General features: G+C 72.7%; 16 protein-coding genes. 5 read left to right on the top strand and 11 right to left on the bottom strand.

Going from position 1 to position 20,397, the window contains the following annotated elements:
• The first annotated feature begins 20 nt into the window (after window positions 1-20).
• A complete protein-coding gene (gene sdhA / locus ACWCYY_RS22085; RefSeq protein ID WP_345286048.1) occupies window positions 21-1,763 on the top strand; it encodes a succinate dehydrogenase flavoprotein subunit in 1,743 nt (580 codons plus the stop codon).
• Window positions 1,763-2,536, top strand: a complete 774-nt coding sequence (locus ACWCYY_RS22080; RefSeq protein WP_345286050.1) for a succinate dehydrogenase iron-sulfur subunit — start codon at window positions 1,763-1,765, stop codon at window positions 2,534-2,536. The genes sdhA and ACWCYY_RS22080 overlap by 1 nt, the downstream gene beginning before the upstream one ends.
• A gap of 65 nt (window positions 2,537-2,601) precedes the next feature.
• Here ACWCYY_RS22080 and ACWCYY_RS22075 read toward each other — a convergent pair whose 3' ends face one another.
• Both ACWCYY_RS22075 and ACWCYY_RS22070 read right to left on the bottom strand, forming a co-directional pair.
• The gene (locus ACWCYY_RS22075) at window positions 2,602-4,062 is read right to left on the bottom strand and encodes a hypothetical protein (protein WP_449796985.1); all 1,461 of its coding nucleotides are present in this window, start codon (window positions 4,060-4,062) and stop codon (window positions 2,602-2,604) included.
• An 87-nt stretch (window positions 4,063-4,149) separates the two neighbouring features.
• The gene (locus ACWCYY_RS22070) at window positions 4,150-4,395 is read right to left on the bottom strand and encodes an SCO4848 family membrane protein (RefSeq protein WP_345286054.1); all 246 of its coding nucleotides are present in this window, start codon (window positions 4,393-4,395) and stop codon (window positions 4,150-4,152) included.
• Window positions 4,396-4,527: 132 nt separating this feature from the next.
• On the opposite strand from ACWCYY_RS22070, the gene ACWCYY_RS22065 reads away from it, so the two are divergent.
• Window positions 4,528-5,697: a D-alanyl-D-alanine carboxypeptidase family protein gene (locus tag ACWCYY_RS22065; RefSeq protein ID WP_345286056.1), complete on the top strand. Its 1,170-nt coding sequence runs from the start codon at window positions 4,528-4,530 to the stop codon at window positions 5,695-5,697.
• Here ACWCYY_RS22065 and ACWCYY_RS22060 read toward each other — a convergent pair.
• From ACWCYY_RS22060 to ACWCYY_RS22050, 3 genes are all read right to left on the bottom strand, one after another.
• Entirely contained in the window at window positions 5,666-6,493 is an 828-nt protein-coding gene (locus ACWCYY_RS22060; protein ID WP_345286345.1) for a class I SAM-dependent methyltransferase, read from the bottom strand. The two genes, ACWCYY_RS22065 and ACWCYY_RS22060, sit on opposite strands and share 32 nt — an antisense overlap.
• Before the next feature lie 172 nt (window positions 6,494-6,665).
• A complete protein-coding gene (locus ACWCYY_RS22055; RefSeq protein WP_345286058.1) occupies window positions 6,666-7,592 on the bottom strand; it encodes a YihY/virulence factor BrkB family protein in 927 nt (308 codons plus the stop codon).
• 127 nt (window positions 7,593-7,719) lie between these two features.
• Entirely contained in the window at window positions 7,720-8,688 is a 969-nt protein-coding gene (locus ACWCYY_RS22050) for a class I SAM-dependent methyltransferase (RefSeq protein ID WP_345286060.1), read from the bottom strand.
• A 249-nt stretch (window positions 8,689-8,937) separates the two neighbouring features.
• On the opposite strand from ACWCYY_RS22050, the gene ACWCYY_RS22045 reads away from it, so the two are divergent.
• Together ACWCYY_RS22045 and ACWCYY_RS22040 are read left to right on the top strand one after the other, a co-directional pair.
• Window positions 8,938-12,486, top strand: coding sequence for a bifunctional glycosyltransferase/CDP-glycerol:glycerophosphate glycerophosphotransferase (locus ACWCYY_RS22045; protein WP_449796984.1), 3,549 nt, complete (start codon window positions 8,938-8,940; stop codon window positions 12,484-12,486).
• A gap of 167 nt (window positions 12,487-12,653) precedes the next feature.
• Window positions 12,654-15,200, top strand: coding sequence for a CDP-glycerol glycerophosphotransferase family protein (locus ACWCYY_RS22040; RefSeq protein WP_345286064.1), 2,547 nt, complete (start codon window positions 12,654-12,656; stop codon window positions 15,198-15,200).
• A 64-nt stretch (window positions 15,201-15,264) separates the two neighbouring features.
• Here the strand turns inward: ACWCYY_RS22040 and ACWCYY_RS22035 are convergent, their stop codons facing one another.
• The 6 genes from ACWCYY_RS22035 to ACWCYY_RS22010 form a co-directional block, all read right to left on the bottom strand.
• Entirely contained in the window at window positions 15,265-15,837 is a 573-nt protein-coding gene (locus tag ACWCYY_RS22035; protein WP_345286066.1) for a 2'-5' RNA ligase family protein, read from the bottom strand.
• A gap of 14 nt (window positions 15,838-15,851) precedes the next feature.
• A complete protein-coding gene (trpS, locus tag ACWCYY_RS22030; protein ID WP_345286068.1) occupies window positions 15,852-16,889 on the bottom strand; it encodes a tryptophan--tRNA ligase in 1,038 nt (345 codons plus the stop codon).
• 30 nt (window positions 16,890-16,919) lie between these two features.
• Window positions 16,920-17,810: a hemolysin family protein gene (locus ACWCYY_RS22025; RefSeq protein WP_449796983.1), complete on the bottom strand. Its 891-nt coding sequence runs from the start codon at window positions 17,808-17,810 to the stop codon at window positions 16,920-16,922.
• A 75-nt stretch (window positions 17,811-17,885) separates the two neighbouring features.
• Entirely contained in the window at window positions 17,886-18,875 is a 990-nt protein-coding gene (locus ACWCYY_RS22020; protein ID WP_345286072.1) for a malate dehydrogenase, read from the bottom strand.
• A gap of 236 nt (window positions 18,876-19,111) precedes the next feature.
• Entirely contained in the window at window positions 19,112-19,486 is a 375-nt protein-coding gene (locus tag ACWCYY_RS22015) for a DUF3017 domain-containing protein (RefSeq protein WP_380149328.1), read from the bottom strand.
• A 41-nt stretch (window positions 19,487-19,527) separates the two neighbouring features.
• On the bottom strand, window positions 19,528-20,385 hold the full coding sequence (locus ACWCYY_RS22010; protein WP_345286076.1) for a bifunctional methylenetetrahydrofolate dehydrogenase/methenyltetrahydrofolate cyclohydrolase: 858 nt from the start codon (window positions 20,383-20,385) through the stop codon (window positions 19,528-19,530).
• Window positions 20,386-20,397 lie beyond the last annotated feature (12 nt).

The following is a 20,397-nucleotide window of genomic DNA, read 5'->3' as shown; positions in this document are numbered from 1 at the left end:
CCAGAGGCGACGAAGACCTGATGCAGATTCACAAGTACGACACCGTCATCGTCGGCGCCGGTGGCGCGGGCATGCGCGCGGCCATCGAGTCGACCCAGCGCAGCCGCACCGCGGTGCTGACCAAGCTCTACCCCACCCGGTCCCACACCGGCGCGGCCCAGGGCGGCATGTGCGCCGCCCTCGCCAACGTCGAGGAGGACAACTGGGAGTGGCACACCTTCGACACGGTCAAGGGTGGTGACTACCTGGTCGACCAGGACGCCGCCGAGATCATGTGCAAGGAGGCCATCGACGCCGTCCTCGACCTGGAGAAGATGGGCCTCCCCTTCTCCCGCACCGAGCAGGGCCGGATCGACCAGCGCCGCTTCGGCGGTCACTCCCGCAACCACGGTGAGGCGCCCGTCCGCCGCTCCTGCTACGCGGCCGACCGCACCGGTCACATGATCCTCCAGACGCTGTTCCAGAACTGCGTCAAGCACGGCGTCGAGTTCTTCAACGAGTTCTACGTCCTCGACCTGCTGATCGTCGACGGCAAGACCTCCGGCGTGGTCGCCTACGAGCTGGCCACCGGCGAGATCCACGTCTTCCAGGCCAAGGCCGTGGTGTTCGCCTCCGGCGGCACCGGCAAGATGTTCAAGGTCACCTCGAACGCGCACACCCTGACCGGTGACGGCCAGGCCGTCGCGTGGCGCCGGGGCCTGCCGCTGGAGGACATGGAGTTCTTCCAGTTCCACCCGACCGGCATCTGGCGGATGGGCATCCTGCTCACCGAGGGCGCCCGCGGCGAGGGCGGCATCCTCCGCAACAAGGACGGCGAGCGCTTCATGGAGCGCTACGCCCCGGTCATGAAGGACCTCGCGTCCCGTGACGTCTGCTCGCGCGCGATCTACACCGAGATCCGCGAGGGCCGCGGCTGCGGCCCCGACGGCGACCACGTCTACCTGGACCTGACGCACCTTCCGCCGGAGCAGCTGGACGCCAAGCTCCCGGACATCACCGAGTTCGCGCGGACCTACCTCGGCATCGAGCCCTACACGGACCCGATCCCGATCCAGCCCACCGCGCACTACGCCATGGGCGGCATCCCGACCAACGTCGAGGGCGAGGTGCTGTCGAACAACACCGACGTCGTCCCCGGCCTCTACGCCGCCGGCGAGGTCGCCTGCGTCTCGGTGCACGGCGCCAACCGCCTGGGCACCAACTCGCTGCTGGACATCAACGTGTTCGGCCGCCGCGCGGGCATCGCCGCCGCCGAGTACGCCTCGAACCACGACTACGTCGAGCTCCCGGAGAACCCGGGCCAGTTCGTCCAGGACATGGTCGACCAGCTCCGCGAGTCCGAGGGCACCGAGTCGGTCGCGCAGATCCGCAAGGAGCTGCAGGAGACCATGGACACCAACGCCATGGTCTACCGCACCGGCGAGACCCTGAAGCAGGCCGTGGCCGACGTCGCCGCGCTGCGCGAGCGCTTCAAGCACGTCGCCATCCAGGACAAGGGCATGCGGTACAACACCGACCTCCTGGAGGCCATCGAGCTGGGCAACCTGCTCGACCTGGCCGAGGTGCTGGCCGTCTCCGCGCTGGCCCGCGAGGAGTCCCGCGGCGGTCACTACCGCGAGGACTTCCCGACCCGCGACGACGAGAAGTTCATGCAGCACACCATGGCCTACCGCGAGGTCGCCGCTGACGGCAGCACCTCGATCCGCCTGGACTACAAGCCGGTCGTCACGACCCGCTACCAGCCGATGGAGCGTAAGTACTGATGAGCACTCCGACCGTGGAGAAGCACTCCGCCGCCCTGGACGCGGCCGAGGCCGGCGGCACCAAGCTGATCACCGTCACCCTGCGGATCCGCCGGTTCAACCCGGAGGAGCTGCCGGACCCGGTGTGGGTCGACTACCAGCTGGAGATGGACCCGAAGGAGCGCGTCCTGGACGCCCTCAACAAGGTCAAGTGGGAGCAGGACGGCACCCTCACCTACCGCCGTTCCTGCGCGCACGGCATCTGCGGCTCCGACGCCATGCGGATCAACGGCCGCAACCGGCTGGCGTGCAAGACCCTGATCAAGGACGTCAACCCGGAGAAGCCGATCACGATCGAGGCCATCAAGGGCCTCGCGGTCCTCAAGGACCTCATCGTGGACATGGACCCGTTCTTCCAGGCGTACAAGGACGTCATGCCGTTCCTCATCACCAAGGGGAACGACCCGACCCGGGAGCGCCTGCAGTCCGCCGAGGACCGCGAGCGCTTCGACGACACCACCAAGTGCATCCTGTGCGCCGCGTGCACCTCGTCCTGCCCGGTCTTCTGGAACGACGGCCAGTACTTCGGCCCGGCCGCCATCGTCAACGCGCACCGCTTCATCTTCGACTCGCGCGACGAGGGTGCCGAGCAGCGCCTGGAGATCCTCAACGACCGTGAGGGCGTGTGGCGCTGCCGCACCACCTTCAACTGCTCCGAGGCCTGCCCCCGTGGCATCGAGGTCACCAAGGCGATCCAGGAAGTGAAGCGGGCGCTGGTCACCCGCCGCTTCTAGGCTCCGCCCGCCTACGCCTGAGGGCCCGTCCGGTTTTCCGGGCGGGCCCTCAGGCGTGATTCCGCCTACTTCAGCAGGCCGCGGTCCCTGGGGGCGGTGGTGCCGTCGAACACCAGCAGGTGGCGGTCGGCGGTGACGGCGTAGAGGTTGCCGTCCGCCGTGCTCTCCAGGGTCGGGTACTGCGCGACCGGGAAGGAACCGACCACCGTGCCGTTCGCCGGGTCGGCGAGGGCCGAGAAGTCGTACGTCCCGTCGGCCGCCTTCGGCACCGCGTACGCGCGGAGCTGACCGGTGCTCAGCTCCCGGGCCCGCAGCGTCAGCGAACCGTCGGCCGCGGTGGCGCCCTCGATCAGCTGCCGGCCGGCCCAGGCACCGCCACTGCTCAGCTTCTTGACGGTGCGGTAGCGGTACATGATGCCCGGGTCGGTCAACAGCACCAGGTCGTCGCCCTCCACCGCGAGCAGCGAGGAACTGGTGCGGGCACCGAGCTTGCCGAGACCGATCAGCTGGGTGGTGGCGCTCCAGTCCGCCGCGACGCCCTCGGGGCGGACGGCCGGACGGGTACCGGTGATCAGCGTGGCGCCCTGCGCGAACTCGCCGAAGTCCGTGTTGCGGTAGACACCGAGGTAGGAACCGCCCCTGCCGGTGGCCAGCAGGTCGGCCACCGGCTCGTGGTTGTCGTAGCCCCGGCTGACCAGCTCGAAGCCGTCCCACCCCCGGCCGTCCGGGGCCTGGAAGGCGGGGACGACCGAGGTCGGGGTGGTGCCGGTGCCGGCGGTGCTGATCACTTGGAGGTTGCCCGCGGTGTCCGGCAGCAGGATGTCCGCCACCGCGTCGCCGTCCACATCGCCCGGAGCGCTGACCGGGTTCGGGTTCGAGGGGGCGTAGAAGGTGTAGGCGGCCGACTGCGAGACGTTGCCCGCCGCGTCCATGGCCTGCACGGTGAGCACGTTGGTGCCCCACTGCGTCGGCCGGACCTCGACGGTCGGTCCGGCACTGACGCCGGGGCTCTGGCAGTTCCACCCGACGCTCGGCGTGCGGAGCGTGAACTGGAAGCAGACGGCGTCCGTGCTCCGGAGGGTGAAGGTGCCGTACTGGCCGGCGTACTTCTGCGCCGTCTGCCCGCTCCCGGAGGCCGGGAAGTCGGTGGAGCTCACCGTCGGGGTGCCGGGCGGGGTGGTGTCGACGCCGAAGGCGCACTTGGCGGTGGGCTTGCCGCCGCCCTGCGGCCAGAAGCGCCACTCGTAGCGGTGCCCGTCGGTGAGTGCGTCGGTGGTGACGGCCAGCTTGCCGTCGGTGGCGTCGATCTGACGGTCCACCAGCTTCCGGTCGGTCGTCACGTCCCACAGGCCGAAGCGGGCGGCCGTGCCGGTGGTGGTGCCGGTCAGGGTCGGGGTGGGCGAGTTGAGCCGGTCGGCGGTGCAGGCGGCGGTGACGGTGTCGTGGTCGGCGGCCACCGCGGCCGGGGCCGGGAAGGCGGCGGCCAGGACGGTGGCGACGGCAAGGGTCCGTCGGGAAATGGACATGCTGAGGATCCCCCCGGAAGCGGCGGGGTGCGTCGTGCACGCACCCGGCGGAGATCCTGGCAGTGGCCTACGACAGCGGCAAAGCAATTACCCCCGGCGCAGGGCGCGGAGGCTGCGGACGCCGAGGGTGCCGATGGCGAGGCCGAGGAGGAGGGAGGTGACGGCGAGCAGGAGGTGGACCCAGAAGAAGGCGGTGGGCTGGGAGTGGTCGCCGTTGACGAAGGCCTGGCCGCCGGAGTCCTTCCAGAGGTTCTTGACGAAGGTGGTCCAGATGAACAGGGACCAGACGCCGAAGGCGGTGAGGAACCAGGAGGCGAGGCGGCCGAGCTTCATGACGGGGGCGTCCTTTCGGGGGGTCGCATCCAGTATGCGGAGTGGGCCGGACGGCCCAGCGCCGGGTGCCCGTTCGGGGGAGGCGGACGGCGTGGTGGGCCGGAGGGGGGCCGGGGCGGGTACGTTCCGCGGGTGCCGAACGTCCGTCAGTCCACGTACCGCCTGGCCGCGCTGGCCCTCGCCGCACTCTGCTGCACCGCCGCACTGCCCTGGCAGGAGCCGCCGCCGGGGATGTCCGCGGTGGGTGGGGAGCTGCTCGGGCGCACGGGCGTGCAGGTCGCGCCGCAGGCCGGGGCGCCGGCCCTGCCGACCGGGCTGACCGGGCAGTCCTGGCTGGTGGCGGACGCCGGCAGCGGTGAGGTGCTGGCCTCGAACAACCCGCACTGGCGGCTGCCCCCGGCCTCCACCCTGAAGATGCTGTTCGCCGACACGGTGCTGCCGAAGCTGGACCGCAACGCCGTGCACCGGGTCACCGACGCCGAGCTGCTGGGCTCGGGCCACGGCAGCAGCCTGGTGGGGATCAAGGAGAACCTCGACTACCGGGTGGAGGACCTCTGGCGCGGGGTCTTCCTGAGCTCCGGCAACGACGCGGTGCGGGTGCTGGCGCACATGAACGGCGGCATCGAGGTGACGGTGGACCAGATGCGGGCCCGGGCGAAGGAGCTGCAGGCGCTGGACACCTCGGTGGTCACGCCGGACGGCTACGACATGGACGGCCAGCTCTCCTCGGCCTACGACCTGACCCTGTTCGCCCGCGCGGGGCTGCGCAATCCGGAGTTCCGGGCGTACTGCTCCACCCGGGACGCCCAGTTCCCCGGCGCGGTGGACAAGGCGACCGGGCAGCGCGGCTCCTTCGGGATCGCCAACACCGACCGGCTGCTGGGCAAGTACCCGGGCCTGTTCGGGGTGAAGAACGGCTACACCACCAACGCCGGCGCCACCTTCACCGGCGCCGCCGAACGCGGCGGCCGGACGCTGCTGGTGACGGTGATGCACCCGGCCGACTACCAGCGGGTGTACGAGGAGACCGCCGCGCTGCTCGACTGGGGCTTCGCGGCCGCCGGGAAGGTGACGCCGGTCGGGCAGCTGGTCGGCGGCGGGGCGGCGGCGGGGCCGGCCGCGGCGCAGGGGCCGGACCAGCCGCCGCAGCCCGCGCCGGTGGAGCGGGCCGGGGCCCCCGCCGGGTCGGGCGGGGGCCCCGGGTGGGTGACCGCCGGCTTGGTGGTGCTCGCCGGGGCGGCGGGGGCCGGTTGGTGGTGGTGCCGGCGGGTCAGTGCAGCGCGCGCCGGACGGCGCGGGTGACCATCGGCGGGAGCAGGTCGAGCGCCAACCGCCGGGCGGTGGAGCGCCGGCCGCCGGCCGACGCCGCGGTCGGGGCGTCGTCCCAGGCGAGCCGGTGCACCACGAGGCCGTTGATGTGCTCCTCGTCGAGGCGGAAGCCCTCGGCCCGCCAGTCGCGTTCCAGCAGCGTCGCGGTGAGCGCCGCCTGGTCGCCCCAGGTGCCGTAGAACTTCTCCGGGGTCAGGCAGACCGGCTTGAGGCCGTGCACGTAGACCGCCTCCCAGACCGCCGCCGAGACGCCCGGGGTGTGCGGCGAGCGGTAGTCGTCCAGCACCACCAGGCCGTCGGGGGCGAGCGCGGCCCTGGCCACCTGGATGTCGCCGGCCACGTGCTCGTACAGGTGCGAGGCGTCCACGTGGACGAAGCGGCAGCTGCCCGCCGGGATCCGGCCGTCGGCCAGCACCGAGGTCGGCGCCTGCACCACCTCCGGCAGCTCCTCGTGGAAGGCCAGGTAGTTGACCTCGAACGCCCGACGGGTCAGGGTCTTCCGGTACGACATCGCCATCTCGGCCGTGTTGTCCTCGTCCGGAGCCTCGGAGTCGAACAGGTCACAGACCGTGAACCGCTCACCCGACTGCAGGTAACGACCCATCAGGATCGCGCTGCGGCCCAGGTAGCTGCCGAGCTCCAGCAGGTCGCCCTTGAGGCCGGAGGCGGTCTGACGCTCCAGCAGCCAGCCGAACAGCTGCTGGTCGGCGTGCCAGAACCAGCCGGGCACGTCCTCCAGACGGGTGGGTGGCGGGGGGAGTCCGGGCAGGTCGGCCGGGTCGTCGGCACGGGTGGTGGAGCTTGGATCGGCGCTGATCACGGGGGTCTCCAGGGGGTTGCCGCGGACGGGGGTTCCGCTGCAGGTGGTTCTCGCCCACGTGGTGGCAGGGCGAGCGTGGCGGTGATCCTAGCCACATCCCGGCGGTTCCGGCAGGGGGCGTTCAGGGGGTTTCGGCGGCCGGGGCCGGCTCGGCCGACTCCAGCAGGGCCCGGGCCCGCTCCCTGGTCCGGGCCCGGGCCGCCTCCGGGTCGGCCAGCGCCGTCCAGGAGGCGCAGTACATCAGCAGCCGGGAGACGAAGTTGATCCAGAGCAGCAGGGCGACCGGCACGCCGAAGGCCCCGTACAGGCTCTTGCCGGCCACCGAGCCGAGGTAGGACGAGAGCAGCAGCTTGAGCAGCTCGAACCCGACCGCGCCGATCAGCGCCCCGGTGACCAGGGCCCGCCGCTCCAGGTGGTCGGTGATCCGGGGGAAGGGTCCGAGCAGGTAGCTGAACAGGACGAAGTCGGCGCCGACCGCGATCACGAACCCGACCGCCGTCAACAGCCAGCCCACGCCGTCCAGTTCGAGCCAGTCGGCGGCCCGCCGGGCCAGCGTGGTGGCCACCGCCGAGGCACCCAGGGAGACGGCCGTCACCAGACCGAGGCCGAGCAGCACGGCGCAGTCCCAGAGCTTGCGCAGCACCGGGTTGCCGTCCTCCTGGGGCAGCCGCCAGATCTCCCGGACGGAGCCGCGCATGGTCTCCACCCAGCCGAGGCCGGAGATCAGCAGCAGCACCCCGCTGATCACCCCGACGGCGTTGGCGTTGGCCACCAGGGCGGGCAGGTCCAGCGCGTCGGAGAGGCCGGGCAGCTGCTCGGCGATGTCGTCCTGGAGCTGCCGCACCCGGCTGTCCGAGAGGGTCTTCACCGCGATCGCGAAGGCCACCGTGAGCAGCGGGAAGAGGGCCAGGAAGCCGAAGAAGGTGACGGCCCCGGCCAGCCGGTTGCCCTGCACCTCGTTCATGTGCGCGTACGCCAGCCAGGGGCGGCTGCGCAGCACCCGGGCCACCAGCGGGCCGACCACCGGGAGTCTGGTCAGGAAGTCCACGCCGTCACCTCGCCCTGCTCCGCCCCCGGTCGGTCCGGGCCGGGTCCCTGTATACCGGCCCGGCGGCCGATCCGCGCGGAAGCGCTCCGTCCGACGCCCCGTCGGTCCGGCCGGCCAGTCCGTCCGGTCAGCCCCGGTGCCGGGCCCGGCGGATCGCCGCCGCGACCACCGGCGGGAGCAGGTCGGCCGCCATCTGCCGGGCCACCGCCGCCGGCCGGCGGGCGGCGGCGGCCCGGGCACGGCGCTCGGCCAGGTCCTGTGCGGCCCGCAGCGCCGAGGCGGCGGCGGCCTCGGCCGCGGCGGCGGCCTCGACGGCCTTCGGGTCGGGGGCGGGCGGCGCGTTGCGGGGCCGGGGGAAGGCGGTCGGCCGGGTGGGCTTGCCGTCGAGCCGCAGCACCCGGTGGCCGCCGATGGTGTCCACGTTCAGCCAGCAGCCCTCGGCCCCGCCGCCGACGGCCAGCAGCTCCTCCTGGAGCGCGGTCGGATCGCCCCAGGTGCCGTAGAACTTGCACTCCGTCAGCAGAGCCGGCTTGAGGCCGTGGTCGAAGACCGCCTCCCAGATCGCCGCGCCCACGCCCGGGCAGTGCTCGGACCGGTAGTCGTCCAGCACCAGCAGGCCGTCGGGGGCGAGCGCGGCCCTGGCCACCTGGATGTCGCCGGCCACGTGCTCGTACAGGTGCGAGGCGTCCACGTGGACGAAGCGGCAGCTGCCCGCCGGGATCCGGCCGTCGGCCAGCACCGAGGTCGGCGCCTGCACCACCTCCGGCAGCTCCTCGTGGAAGGCCAGGTAGTTGACCTCGAACGCCCGACGGGTCAGGGTCTTCCGGTACGACATCGCCATCTCGGCCGTGTTGTCCTCGTCCGGAGCCTCGGAGTCGAACAGGTCACAGACCGTGAACCGCTCACCCGACTGCAGGTAACGACCCATCACGATGGCGCTGCGGCCCAGGTAGGCGCCCAGCTCCAGCAGGTCCCCGTGCTGGCCGATGCGCTCCTGCCGGGTCAGCAGCCACTCGAAGGAGTGCCGGTCCTCCTCCCAGAACCACCCCGGGACGTCCTCGAGGCGGGCCGGTTCGGCCAGGGTGACGGTGCTCATCGACTGCTCCTCACGACACTGCGGTGGACCGCCGTGGGCGGCCTGACCGGAGCAACGACCCGGGGCCGTCCGGGTGACCCTCCCGTTCGGGTGGGACGCCGGGCGCGAGGTTGACGACCGCGGCGCGGCCCGCACAGCCGGGGGTCGCACGGCCGGACGGTAGAATCGCGCCGAAGCTGTGTGCCCGGCGGGCGTCCGTCCCCGGACACCCACCGCTCGCACGTCCCCGATGAAAGGCCCGCGCAGCCGATGGCCCCCCGCCTCTCCGTCGTCGTCCCGATCTACAACGTCGAGCGCTACCTCGAGGAGTGCCTGGACTCCATCGCCGCCCAGACCTTCACGGACTTCGAGTGCGTGATGGTGGACGACGGCTCCAAGGACGGCAGCGCCGCCATCGCGGACGCGTACGCCGCCAAGGACTCCCGCTTCCGCCTGGTCCGCCAGGAGAACAAGGGCCTCGGCGCGGCCCGCAACACCGGGTACCGCCACATCGACCCGGACGGCGAGTTCCTCAACTTCGTCGACAGCGACGACACCCTGCCGCCCAGCGCCTACGAGCTGATGATCGGCACGCTGGACGAGACCGGCTCCGACTTCGCCACCGGCAACGTGCTGCGCTTCCGCGCCGTCGGCTACTACCAGTCCGGCGGGCACGTCAAGCCGTTCCGGGAGACCAGGCTCAAGACCCACATCACCGAGATCCCGGCGCTGGTCACCGACCGCACCGCGTGGAACAAGGTCTACCGCCGCTCCTTCTTCGACGCGGCCGGCGTGCTCTACCCCGAGGGCATCCTCTACGAGGACGCCCCGGTCAGCGTCCCGCACCACTACCTCGCCAAGAGCGTGGACGTGCTCTCCGAGCCGATCTACCACTGGCGCGAGCGCGAGGTCGGCGAGATGTCGATCACCCAGATGCGCTTCAACCCCAAGGGCCTGATCGACCGGGTCAAGTCGATGGAGCTGGTCCGCGCCTGGCTGCAGGCCCGGCCCGAGCCGGAGTTCAAGGAGTACCTGCGCTCCTACGACGAGAACAACCTCGTCGAGGAGATCCCGATGTTCTTCTGGTCGGTGCTGGACGGCGACGAGCCGTACCGCGAGGCCTACCAGGTGCACGTCTCCCGGCTGCTCCGGGCGATCGGCCCGGAGCAGGTCCGCAAGCTGCGCGCGCCGCTGCGCCTGAAGTACCACCTGACGGTGGCGAACCGGATGTCCGAGTTCATCGACCAGATGGAGTTCGAGAAGGACAGCAACGGCGCCGCCCCGGCCCGCGGCCTGCTCCGCCCGTACGCCGACTACCCGTTCCTGCGCGGCGGCCGCCGCAGCGTGCCCGCCGACGTGCTGCGCCTGGACAACGCGCTGGTGATGCGCAGCCGGCTGTACGAGACCGCCTGGGAGGACGGGAAGTTCCGGCTGACCGGCCACGCCTTCCCCGAGCACCTGGGCGCCGAGAACCGGCACGACATGGTCAAGGTGCTGGTCCTGCGCGAGGCCAAGGGCCGCCGGGTGCTGGCGGTGCCCACCAAGACCGCCTACAGCCCGGAGGCCACCGCCTCCTCCTCCCACGACCTGTACAGCTGCGACTGGGCCGGCTTCTCCGTCACCGTCGACCCCAAGCGGCTCAAGCACCGGGGTCAGTGGAAGGAGGGCCAGTGGCGGGTGCTGATCGCCGGGATCGGCAAGGGCGGCGTCTACAAGGGCCGGATCTCCGGCGGCTGGGCGGACAGCGCCGAGAACCCGCCCTCGCACTGGGTCGACCAGGACGTCCGGATCGTGCCGTGGCTGAACCAGGGCCACCTCTACCTGAAGGTGGAGAAGGTCCGGGCCCGGGTCCTGACGGTCAGTGAGCTGGACGGCACCATCACCATGACCGGCCGGGTGACGGCCGGCGCCGACCTGGCGCAGGCCCGCCTGCGGCTGCTGCACACCGAGTCGGACCGCGAGCTGTTCGTCCCGCTCGAGCTCTCCGCCCCGGTCGGCGACCAGGTCGGGTTCACGGCCGTCTTCCCGATCTCCGAGCTGGCCCAGGTCCGCGAGGCCTGGGACGCGCTGGACCCGGCCGCGGAGGAGCGGACGCGGGACCGCTGGAGCTGTGACATCCACCTCGGCGGCAAGCTCGTCACGCCGATAGTGCTGGACGACCGGGCTCCGTTCGAGCACATCGAGGTGCCCTTCGAGGGCGACGCCCGGGCCTTCCACTCCAAGTCCTCGCCGGGCGGGCACCTGCAGTTCGCCGACCAGGTGCTCCAGCCGGTGGTGGACGGCATCGCCCCGGCCCCGGAGGCGGAGGGCTTCCTGCTCAGCGGCCGCCTGCCGCTGGCCGGCACCCACCGGTACGAGCTGGTGCTCCGTCACCACTGGCGCGAGGAGGAGCACGCCTACCCCGTCGAGATCACCGACGGCCGGTTCCGCGCCACCCTGCCGGCCGTGCCGACCGCCTCCTTCGCGGGCGAGGTGCCGCTGCACAAGGGCACCTGGGAGGTCTTCTTCCGCCCGGCCGGGGCCACCGGCGGCCTCTGGCCCAGCGTCATACTGGCCAAGGAGTCGCACGACTCGTTCCCGTTGGAGATCGAGGCGCGCGGCCGCCGGGTGGTGCTGGAGCGCCGCGTCTACGACCACCTCTCGCTGGAGTCGCACCCCGACCTGCTCCCGGAGGAGCGCAGCGGCTACCGGCAGCGGCAGCAGCGCAACGCCTTCGCCCGGGCCCAGCTCTCCCCGCTGACCGACACCGTGCTCTACAACGTGGGCTTCGGCAGCCACTACGCGGACTCGCCGCGGGCGATCCACGAGGAGCTGGTGCACCGGGGCGCCGCGCTGCGCCACCTGTGGACCAACGACGACCTCCAGGCCGACCTGCCGTCCACCGCCGAGCCCGTCCGGCAGTGGAGCCCCGAGTGGTTCGAGGCCCTGGCCACCGCGAAGTACGTGGTGACCAGCACGCACATGCCCGACTTCTTCGTCCGGCGCCCCGGCCAGGTGGTCCTGCAGACCTGGCAGGGCACCCCGGTCAAGCGGATCGGCCACGACTTCGAGAAGGTCTGGTTCACCGACGCCAACTACCTCAAGGAGCTCGACCGCGACGTCGCGCAGTGGAGCATGCTGGTCTCGCCGAACACCTTCTCCACCGGGGTGATGCGCCGCGCCTTCCGCTTCCAGGGCCCGATCCTGGAGACCGGCTACCCGCGCAACGACGTGCTGCTCTCCAGCGACCGGGAGAAGACCGCCGAGCGGGTCCGCGAGCGGCTCGGCCTGCCCGAGGGCAAGAAGGTGGTGCTCTACGCGCCCACCTTCCGCGAGGACCGGCGCCGCCCGCAGGGCGGCTACCAGCCGGACCTGCGGGTCGACCTGGAAGCCGCCCGGGCGGCACTCGGCGAGGACCAGGTGCTGCTGGTGCGCACCCACGCGGTGATGTGCGGTCAGGTCCCGGGCGCCGGGAACGGCTACGTCTGGGACGTCTCCACCTACCCCGACACGGCCGACCTGCTGCTGATCGCCGACGTCCTGGTGACTGACTACAGCTCGGCGACGGTGGACTTCGTGAACACCGGCCGCCCGGTGCTCTTCTTCACCCACGACCTGGAGCACTACCGGGACAACCTGCGCGGCTTCAGCTTCGACTTCGAGGCCGAGGCCCCGGGCCCGCTGCTGGCGACCTCCGAGGCGCTGGTCGAGGCCCTGGGCAGGGTGGACGCGGTGGCCGCCGAGTACGCGGACGCCTACGCGACCTTCAAGCAGAAGTACTGCGACCTGGACGACGGCAAGGCCGCCGCCCGGGTGGTGGACGCCCTGCTCAAGGGCTGACCCGCCGTCACCTCGAACCCGCCTTCGACCGTGGTCGAAGGCGGGTTCGACGCTTTCCACCGCCCCGGGTGAATCGGGGTCGGCCCGGGCCGACCCCGGTTGACCTGCGGGTTTCGACCGGTATGGGATGGGATCTTCCCTCGTCCCGCCTGCCGGAAGGCGCCCCCTTGTCCGTTCTCCGCACCGTCGGCGTCGTCGCCCAGCGCCGTCCCGAGCCGGCCGCGGAGCACCCGCCCGTACCTCCCTCGTACGGGCTGCGCGAGGTCCGCTGGACCGACGGCCGGCTGGAGCTGACCTGCTCCGCCCACCCCGGGGACCGGGACACCACGCGGCACCTGAGCGCGCGGACCGCGGTGCACCTCACCCGGCCCGGGCACGAGCCGGTCCGGCTGAGGACGCGTCAGCTCCACTGCCCCGAGGTCACCGAGGAGAGCGGCCAGGAGGAGTTCAACCACGACTGGGCGGCCTTCGTCGCGGAGCTCGACCCGGCCCGGCTGCGCGACCCGGCCCGGGCGCACGAGCCGGACGGCGGCTGGCCGGACGCCGAGTGGCTGGTCGAGGTGGTGCTGCCGGTCGCGCTGGGCCTGACCGGGCTGCGCCGCGCCCAGGGCTCGCCCGGCCCGTACTGGTGCGGCTCGGGCGAGTACCCGCCCGCGCACTGGGTGGACCGCGACGTCCGACTGCTGGTGCTCTTCACCGAGCGCGGTCTCACCCTGAAGCTGCACCGGGTCTGGAGCCGCCTCACCGGGCTGCGCGCGGTGGACGGCGGCCTGGAGCTCTCCGGCTGGGCGCACGACGTGCCCGAGGGCACGGTCTACCGGCTGCGCCACCGTGAGGGCGGCGGCGAGAGCCGGCACCCCGTCAGCCCGGACGGCCGGGAGTTCACCGTCCGGCTGCCCTTCGAGGCGCTCGCCCCGGGCGGCGGCGCCGACACCGAGCACCGGGACGGCGAGCACTGGGACACCGAGCACTGGGACGGCGAGCTGCTGCGGCCGGACGGCTCCACCGAGCGGCCGGTGCTGGACGACCGCGCCGTGCCCGGCGGGCTGCTGCTGGCCCACCCGGCCGGCGGCGCCCTGACGGTCAAGCAACTCGCCGACGGCTACCCGCAGTTCCGCCTCCAGCCGGGCGCCGTGCTGGTGGACGCGGTGACCCCGGCCGAGGACGGCTTCCGGCTCGCCGTGCGCACCGAACTGCCCGGCGACGGCCCGCTGGAGCTGGTGCTGCGGCACGGCAACGGCACCGGCGAGGTCCTGGTGCCGGTCGAGCGCGGCACCCGGCTCACCGTGCCCTGCGCCGTGACCGGCTCGGACCGGGCCCGGCGGCCGCTGCGGCGCGGCATCTGGGAGCTGCGGCTGCGGCCGCTCGGCGACCGCTCGGCCGAACGCCCGCTCCAGCTCACCGGCCCCGCCCTGGCCGCCCTGCCCGCCGAGGTGCGGCTCGGCCCGGCGGCCGGCTTCCCGGCCGGCGGGGACAAGCGGGTGCGGCTGCGCGGCCGCTGGCACGACACCCTGATCCTGGACTCCACCCCGGTGCTCGCCCCGGCCGAGCGCAGCGCGTACGCGCAGCACCGGCTGCGCACCTCGGCGTACCCGGCCGCCCGCCGCCGGCCGCTGCGCGAGGCGGTGCTCTACGACGTCTTCGGCGGCCGCGGCTACGCCGACTCGCCGCGCGCCGTGCACGCCGAACTCGCCCGCCGCGGGCTGCCGTTGGACCACCTCTGGGTGGTGGACGACGCCCGGGCCGAGGTGCCCGCCGGGGTCCGGCCGGTGCGGGCCCACGGCCCCGAGTGGTACGAGGCGCTGGCCACCTCCCGCTACCTGGTGGGGAACACGCACTTCCCGCCCTTCCTGGAGCGCCGCCCCGGCCAGGTGGTGGTGCAGACCTGGCACGGCTCGCTGCTCAAGCGGATCGCGCACGACGTCGCCAACCCCTGGCTGGCCGACGCCGGCTACCTGGCCGCGCTGGAGCGCGAGGTGCCGCAGTGGAGCCTGCTGGTCTCCCCCAGCGCCTTCGCCACCCCGATCCTGCGGCGGGCCTTCCGGTACGGGGGCGAGCTGCTGGAGAGCGGCTACCCGCGCAACGACGTGCTGGCCGCCGGCGCGGACCCGGCGGGCCTCCGCCGCCGCCTCGGCCTCCCCCCGGGCAAGCGGGTGGTGCTGTACGCGCCGACCTGGCGGGAGGATCAGCAGCGGGCCGACGGCGACGGCTTCCGGCTCGGCCTGCGGCTGGACGTGGCCGCCGCCCGGGCCGCGCTCGGCCGGGACCACGTGCTGCTGGTGCGCCCGCACTCGCACGTGGCGGAGCCGCTGCCCGGCGCCGGGGACGGCTTCCTGTACGACGTCGGCGACTACCCCGACCCGCAGGACCTGCTGCTGGCCGCCGACGTGCTGGTGACGGACTACTCCTCGATCGTGTTCGACTTCGCCGTCACCGGCCGGCCGGTGGTCTTCTTCACCTACGACCTGGAGCACTACCGGGACACCCTGCGCGGCTTCTACTTCGACCTGGAGGCCGAGGCCCCGGGGCCGCTGCTGCCGAGTTCGGCGGAGGTGGTGGCCGAGCTGCGCGCGCTGGCCGACGGGCGGGGGCCGACGGAGCGTCAGGCCGCCGCGTACGAGCGCTTCCGGGCGGTGCACTGCCGGCTGGACGACGGCGGGGCGGCGGCCCGGGTGGTGGACCGGATGCTGGCCCTCGGGGCCGGCCCGGGCTGACGGCGGCTCGGCCCCGGGCGCCGGTCCACCCCGCTCGGCCCCGCTCAGCCCCGGTGGGCCCCGCTCAGCCCCGGCCGGAGGCGGTGCCGAAGGCGTAGCTGCGCCAGGGGCGCCAGACCTCGTCGGCGCCGAAGCGGGAGATCGCGAAGCCGGTCACCGCGAACCGGGCGTGGAAGGAGCGGACCTTGGCCTGCGCCTCGTCCAGGCCCGGCTCGGCCAGGCCGTGGGCGACGGTGACGTGCGGGTGGTACGGGAAGGCGAGCTCGCGGGCCAGCGGGCCGGAGCGGACGGCGGCCTCCAGGCCGCGGCACTCCTGGGCGCCCTCCTCGACCTTGACGAAGACCACCGGCGAGACCGGGCGGAAGGAGCCGCTGCCCTGGAGCAGCATCCGGAACGGCCGGTGCCCGGCGGCCACCTCGTGCAGGTGGGCCTCGACCTCGGCCAGCCGGGCCACGGCTATCTCGGTCGGCGGCAGCAGGGTGACGTGGGTGGGTATGGAGCGGGCGGCCGGGTCGCCGAGCGCGGCCCGGGCGTCCTGGATCGCGGTGCCGTAGGGCTCCGGGACGTGCACGGCCACGCCGATGGTGACGAGCTCCTCGGGGAGCTCGTCACCATCGGGCGTGGTCCGGGTGTCCATCGGGTGGGTGTCCGTCAGCGCTTGGGGGGCAGGAAGCCCATGCGGTCGTAGACGGTGGCCAGGGTCTGCGAGGCCACCTCGCGGGCCTTCTCGGCGCCCAGGCCCAGCACGCGGTCCAGCTCGGCCGGGTCGTCCAGGTAGGTGCGGGTGCGGGCCTGGAACGGGGTGACCCAGTCCGCGAACAGCTCGGCCAGCTCGGTCTTGAGCGCGCCGTACATCTTGCCCTCGAAGTGGGCGACCAGCTGCTCGATCGACTGCCCGCTGAGCGCGGAGTGGATGCGCAGCAGGTTGGAGACGCCGGCCTTGTTCTCCTCGTCGTAGGTCACCACGGTGTCGGTGTCGGTGACGGCGCTCTTGAACTTCTTCGAGCTGACCTTGGGGTCGTCCAGCAGGTTCACCAGGCCCTTGGGCGAGGCGGCCGACTTGCTCATCTTGGCGGTCGGGTCCTGCAGGTCCTGGATCTTCGCCGTCTCCTTGAGGATGTACGGCTTCGGCACGGTGAAGGTGGGCGCGTACCGGGTGTTGAAGCGCTCGGCGAGGTCGCGGGTCAGCTCGATGTGCTGGCGCTGGTCCTCGCCGACCGGGACGGCGTCGGCCTGGTAGAGCAGGATGTCGGCGATCTGCAGGATGGGGTAGGTGAACAGGCCGACCGTGGTGCCGTCGGCGCCCTGCTTGGAGGACTTGTCCTTGAACTGGGTCATCCGGCTGGCCTCGCCGAAGCCGGTCAGGCAGTTCATCACCCAGCCGAGCTGCGCATGCTCGGGCACGTGGGACTGGACGAAGAGGGTGCAGCGCTCCGGGTCGAGCCCGGCGCCGAGCAGCTGGGCGGCGGAGATCCGGGTGTTCTCGCGCAGTGTCGCCGGGTCCTGCGGCACGGTGATCGCGTGCAGGTCGACCACCATGTAGAAGGCGTCGTTGGCCTCCTGGAGGTCCACCCACTGGCGCACCGCGCCGAGGTAGTTGCCCAGGTGGAAGGAGCCCGAGGTGGGCTGGATGCCGGAGAGGACCCGAGGACGGTCCGTGGCCGGACCGGTGACCGCTGCGTTGACCATGGGCGCCATTGTTCCAGCTTCACCGACCGCTCAGGAAACATCCGCCCCCACGGCCTCGGACACTGTGACCGCGCTCACCCTGATCCGTTCGATCCGGCGGCCGTCCAGCTTGGCCACCGCGAGCCGCAGCCCGGCCCCGGTGGCCACCTGGTCGCCGGCGCCGGGGAGCCTGCCGAGCTCGCTGACCAGGTATCCGGCGACGGTCTCGTAGGGACCCTCCGGAAGGGTGACGCCGGTCTCGGCGGCGAAGTCGGCGAGGTTGAGCAGACCGTCCAGCTCCATCCCGCCGCCGGCCAGCCGCCGGGTCGCCGTGGTGTCCAGGGCGTCGTACTCGTCCCGGATCTCCCCGATGACCTCCTCGACCAGGTCCTCCAGGGTGACGATCCCGGCGGTGCCGCCGTACTCGTCCACCACGATGGCCAGGTGGTGGCCCTCGCGGCGCATCTCGCTCATCGCCTCCAGCACCCGCTTGGTGGCCGGGAACAGCCGCACCGGGCGGGTCAACTCCCGGACCAGGCACGCCTGCTCGCCGCGCGCTCCGTAGAGGTCCCGGACGTGCACGAAGCCCGCCACGGCGTCGTAGGAGCCCTCGGTGACGGGGTAGCGGGAGTGCGGGGCCCGGCTGGCCTGCTCGCGGACCTCGGCCAGCGGCCGGTCGGCGTCCAGGAAGGTGACCTCGGTGCGCGGCACCATCACCTCGCTCAGCCGCCGCTCCCCGGCGGCGAACACGTCGGCGATCAACTCCCGCTCGTCGTGGCCGAGTTCGGTGCTGGCCGCGACCAGGTCGCGGAGCTCCTCCGAGCTGGGCCCCGGCTGCTCGCCGCGCAGCCCCCGGACGTAGCCGAGCAGCCGGGCGAAGGGGCGGAGCAGCTCGCCGATCAGGGCGGCCGCCGGAAGGAGCAGGAGCAGGGCGAGGGTCACGGCAGGCAGCATACGGAACGCGCGACGGCCGGGCCGCCCCGCGAGGGGCGACCCGGCCGTCGGGGTGAGCGGGGCTCAGATCAGGCCGAGGGCCTGCACCGCGTCGCGCTCCTCGACCAGCTCGGCGACCGAGGCGTCGATCCGCTTGCGGGAGAACTCGGAGATCTCCAGGCCCTGGACGATCTCGTACTTGCCGTCCTTCGCGGTGACCGGGAAGGAGGAGATGATGCCCGGCTCGACGCCGTAGGAGCCGTCGGAGACGATGCCCATCGAGGTCCAGTCGCCGTCCTTGGTGCCGTTGACCCAGGTGTACACGTGGTCGATGGCGGCGTTGGCGGCCGAGGCGGCCGAGGAGGCGCCACGGGCCTCGATGATGGCCGCGCCGCGCTTGGCGACGGTCGGGATGAACTCGTCGGCCAGCCAGGCCTCGTCGTTGACGGCCTCGGCGGCGTTCTTGCCGTTGACCAGCGCGTGGAAGATGTCCGGGTACTGGGTGGCCGAGTGGTTGCCCCAGATGGTCAGGCGCTGGATGTCGTTCACGGTGACGCCGAGCTTCTTGGCGAGCTGGGCGACGGCGCGGTTGTGGTCCAGGCGGGTCATCGCGGTGAAGCGGTCGGCCGGGACGTCCGGGGCGTTGCGCTGGGCGATCAGGGCGTTGGTGTTGGCCGGGTTACCGACCACCAGGACCTTGATGTCGTCGGCGGCGTTGTCGTTGATGGCCTTGCCCTGCGGGCCGAAGATGCCACCGTTGGCCTGCAGCAGGTCGCCGCGCTCCATGCCGGCGGTGCGCGGGCGGGCGCCGACCAGGAGGGCCACGTTGGCACCGTCGAAGGCGACCGACGGCTGGTCGGTGATGGTGATGTCGCGCAGCAGCGGGAACGCGCAGTCGTCGAGCTCCATCGCGGTGCCCTCGGCGGCCTTGACGCCCTGCGGGATCTCCAGCAGGCGCAGGTTGACCGGGACGTCGGCGCCGAGCAGGTGGCCCGAGGCGATGCGGAAGAGCAGCGCGTAGCCGATCTGGCCGGCCGCGCCGGTGACGGTGACGTTGACGGGGGTGCGAGTCATTTTCTGTCTACTCCAGCGATCGCCAGGGTGCCACGCCCCACCGCGCGCCCGCGCTGGAGCCGAGGACGATCTCTCGACATCGAGAGATCCGGGCGTCAGGTTATCGCAAGCCCGCTGCCCGGCGTGAGCACGGCACTGGCTGATACGTCACAACGGGCACGCACGGCTCCGCGCACCGCGACCGCGCGCGACGGCCCCCGCCGGGGCGGGGGCCGTCGGGACGGGGGCCGTCGGGTTCAGCGGCGTTGGCGGCCGATGAGGTGCCCCATGTTGTCCAGCACCGAGAGCCGCAGCCACGGGTCGGGCTGGGCGATCAGCGTGAGCAGCACGATCACGGCGCCGAGGAAGCCCAGCACGGTGACGTCGGTGAAGCGGCTGCGCACCGCCAGCATGCCGACCTCGGGCAGCACCAGCCGCAGCGCGGCGCCGACCAGCAGCGCGGCCCCGGTCAGCAGCAGCCCGTACTTGAAGTCGCCGAACCAGGTGACGCCCAGGCCGACCACGGCCAGGCCGAGCACCAGCGTTATCGGCCACTGCCGGACCGGCAGCGGATGGCTGCGGTCCAGCGCCGCGGCCGAGCCCTCGGGCGGGAGGGTGCCCGTGGTCTTCACCGGCCGCCGTCGCGACCGGCCCGGCATGGACGCCACCGGGGTCAGCCGTTCGCGGCGCGCTCGGCCGCCACCACGATGTTGTTGAGCAGCATGGCGCGGGTCATCGGGCCGACGCCGCCCGGGTTCGGGGAGATCCAGCCGGCCACCTCGGCCACGCCGGGCTCCACGTCGCCCTGGATCTTGCCCTCGCCGTCCCGACTGACGCCCACGTCGAGCACCGCGGCGCCCGGCTTGACGTCCTGAGCCTTGATCAGGTGGCCGACGCCGGCGGCCGCGACGATGATGTCGGCCTGCTTCAGGTGCTTGGAGAGGTCCCGGGTGCCGGTGTGACAGAGCGTCACGGTGGCGTTCTCGGAGCGGCGGGTGAGCAGCAGCCCGATCGAGCGGCCGACGGTGACGCCGCGGCCGACCACGACCACCTCGGCGCCGTCGATCTCCACCTTGTGGCGGCGGAGCAGCTCGATGATCCCGTACGGGGTGCAGGGCAGCGGGCCGTCGATGCCGAGGGCGAGGCGGCCGAGCGAGGTCGGGTGCAGGCCGTCGGCGTCCTTGGCCGGGTCCATCAGCTCCAGCACCGGGTTCGGGTCCAGGCCCTTGGGGAGCGGGAGTTGGACGATGTAGCCGGTGCAGGACGGGTCGGCGTTGAGCTCGCGGACCACGTCCTCGACCTGCTGCTGGGTGGCGTCGGCGGGCAGCTCGCGCTGGATCGAGGCGATGCCGACCTCGGCGCAGTCGCGGTGCTTGCCGTTGACGTACCAGCGGCTGCCCGGGTCGTCGCCGACCAGCAGGGTGCCGAGGCCGGGCACGACGCCCCGCTCCTTGAGGGCCGCCACGCGGACGGCGAGTTCGGACTTGATCGCGGCCGCAGTGGCCTTGCCATCGAGAATCTGGGCAGTCATGACGCCATTCTC

Source organism: Kitasatospora sp. NPDC001664 (assembly GCF_053596675.1).
This window is presented reverse-complemented; position numbering and strand designations above follow the sequence as displayed.

Coding starts and splice junctions, on each gene's coding strand:
- ACWCYY_RS22010 (WP_345286076.1), bottom strand. CDS start 20,385: ATGACTGCCCAGATTCTCGATGGCAAGGCCACTGCGGCCGCGATCAAG.
- ACWCYY_RS22035 (WP_345286066.1), bottom strand. CDS start 15,837: ATGGACACCCGGACCACGCCCGATGGTGACGAGCTCCCCGAGGAGCTC.
- ACWCYY_RS22045 (WP_449796984.1), top strand. CDS start 8,938: ATGGCCCCCCGCCTCTCCGTCGTCGTCCCGATCTACAACGTCGAGCGC.
- ACWCYY_RS22050 (WP_345286060.1), bottom strand. CDS start 8,688: ATGAGCACCGTCACCCTGGCCGAACCGGCCCGCCTCGAGGACGTCCCG.
- ACWCYY_RS22020 (WP_345286072.1), bottom strand. CDS start 18,875: ATGACTCGCACCCCCGTCAACGTCACCGTCACCGGCGCGGCCGGCCAG.
- ACWCYY_RS22070 (WP_345286054.1), bottom strand. CDS start 4,395: ATGAAGCTCGGCCGCCTCGCCTCCTGGTTCCTCACCGCCTTCGGCGTC.
- sdhA (WP_345286048.1), top strand. CDS start 21: ATGCAGATTCACAAGTACGACACCGTCATCGTCGGCGCCGGTGGCGCG.
- ACWCYY_RS22075 (WP_449796985.1), bottom strand. CDS start 4,062: ATGTCCATTTCCCGACGGACCCTTGCCGTCGCCACCGTCCTGGCCGCC.
- trpS (WP_345286068.1), bottom strand. CDS start 16,889: ATGGTCAACGCAGCGGTCACCGGTCCGGCCACGGACCGTCCTCGGGTC.
- ACWCYY_RS22080 (WP_345286050.1), top strand. CDS start 1,763: ATGAGCACTCCGACCGTGGAGAAGCACTCCGCCGCCCTGGACGCGGCC.